At 41.3% G+C, this 1985-nt stretch carries 2 protein-coding genes; both read left to right on the forward strand.

Annotated elements, in window-relative coordinates; all coding sequences use genetic code 11:
* Nucleotides 1-939: hypothetical protein (locus tag BM058_RS18490; RefSeq protein WP_177195630.1), on the forward strand; the 939-nt coding region annotated here is incomplete at its 5' end.
* A gap of 297 nt (nucleotides 940-1236) precedes the next feature.
* Nucleotides 1237-1830: a phosphodiester glycosidase family protein gene (locus BM058_RS17945; protein ID WP_177195631.1), complete on the forward strand. Its 594-nt coding sequence runs from the start codon at nucleotides 1237-1239 to the stop codon at nucleotides 1828-1830.
* Nucleotides 1831-1985: the final 155 nt, after the last annotated feature.

Here is a 1985-nt window from a genome sequence, read left to right on the forward strand (position 1 = left end):
CCGATCAGACAGGCTGCGTTTGCTCAGGTGGACATGGAGGAACGATTTGATACGTTTCTTCAGAAAAACGATTTTACGGAAGAAGATATCTCCGAGTACCAGGGAGACGATAACCGTATACAGATGAATATGAAAGATGAAATATATATGAGACAGAGGACGGAGGGGGCGCTTTTGGACAGAGAGCACACCACGCTGTACACAAGTCTTTCGGGGCCGGCAGATAAAAAATGGCTGGAGGAATATACTGCACTGTTGAAGTTTTCCATGGAGTCGCCGGAAGAGACTGGATTTGCGTTTGAAGACATTATGAGAGATATTATCGAACAAGAACCTTCTGCAGGTGAATTTTATTTTATCGATGGTATTCAAATAGCGGTTCAGCATATGGAAAGCTCAAGCGCCGAGGGAGATATTATTGATGTAACGGTGCACCATCATATGAAAGATGACAATTATTATTTTGGCAGTGTCAGCGCGTTAGAAGAGGCAGGTATAGAGAAACGGCTGCAGCCTCATCCAAGATTTCTGGAGATTACGGGAAACAACGGCACGGTTCCAAGAAAAGTGGATAGGCTCATCCATGACGGTAATGACAGGATGAATGGGTATATCGAATACGGAGATAATGAAGAATTATCCTATTATAATAATCTGGACCAGACGCTGGAGAGTTTTATTCCGTATACCAAACAAGCTCTGAAAGCCGCGGAAGATGAAGCGATCAAAAAAGATCTGAAAGAAGTGCAAAAGTTGATGCAGGGGCTTAAAGGTGAAGCGGCAGCTATGGAAAACTACGCGGAGAACGAATCCATCAGACGGCTGGCGGAAATATTCCGTGACCTCAATTATTACGTCAGAGGAGAAATCATCTCAGAGCGGTCAAACACCACACACTTTGCAGAAAAGGTGGAGGAAAAACTCAACAACGGCGAATAGTTTAGGTGAATTTTGCGAAGCGTGGATGAATCCGCGCTTTACTTGTATGTTGTGCTAAGACAAAGATCTTTTTCATAATGACGAAGTGCCTACTTCCATTTTTTGATTTTTTGGGTTGTTTAAGGCGCTGCTTATAACACTTTTAGATGTAGGCTGTATTTATTCCGTCTAACAAAACAAAAGGAGTGACGTATTTATGGTAGCTATTTTTAATGACAGAGAGATGAATGTAAACGGTGGAACGTACCATGTTATTGAGGCATAGCATACCCTGAGGATATAAGAATGCGCCCTAACATGAACAAAGGAATGCTTTACACAAGTCAAACAGGGATAAACGGTACTTTGTTTGAAAGAAATCGTTTTGCTGATAATTATATGGAACCTTACGGTATCTGTTACTGGATTTATAATGATTATGATGAAGAGTATCATAATACAGAAAGTGTAACAAAAACATTTTTCACTTATGAACTAAACGGAAGTTACTATCGCTATGTAGATGTTCATACAGGTAGTGATGACGAAAGGGCTACGATTGGAACAGTTGAAAACAGTATGGCTCCCGCAGGTGCTACCGTCAGGGGAGCGATAGGAGGAAAACGGTTTGGTTCTGCATATCATAACGATTATTCTACCCCCGACCAACGGACAATGATTGGTGCTTATGGAAATACCGTTATTATGTTAGTAACCGACCTGTCAACCCCTCGTTCAGTAGCGCAAACGTTAGCTGATGTGGAAGAATTGGGATATGACCCTTCCTACTTCTTACATCTTGACGGCGGAGGTTCGACAACAATGAGAGTAAAGAGAGCTTCCGGTGAAGTAGATTACTATGGCGGAAGTGGCGGAAGAACAATTCAAAACATGGTTTCTATAATGGATTAACAATTAAGTACGGGATTCCCCGTACTTTTCATTTATGATACGATTAAAAGTAAACAAAAGGGGATTTTTATGGAAAAATTTCGCTCGTATAAAACGTGCCTGAATCCGTGATAATATCTTTCGACATACCCTTCAAAACCTTGATAAAATAGGGG

It is taken from the genome of Salibacterium qingdaonense (assembly GCF_900114715.1).
Taxonomy (GTDB): Bacteria; Bacillota; Bacilli; order Bacillales; family Marinococcaceae; genus Salibacterium; species Salibacterium qingdaonense.

Bases quoted from the DNA above. Each gene is read 5' to 3' on its own strand.
- BM058_RS17945 (WP_177195631.1), top strand. From the start codon at position 1,237: ATGAACAAAGGAATGCTTTACACAAGTCAAACAGGGATAAACGGTACT.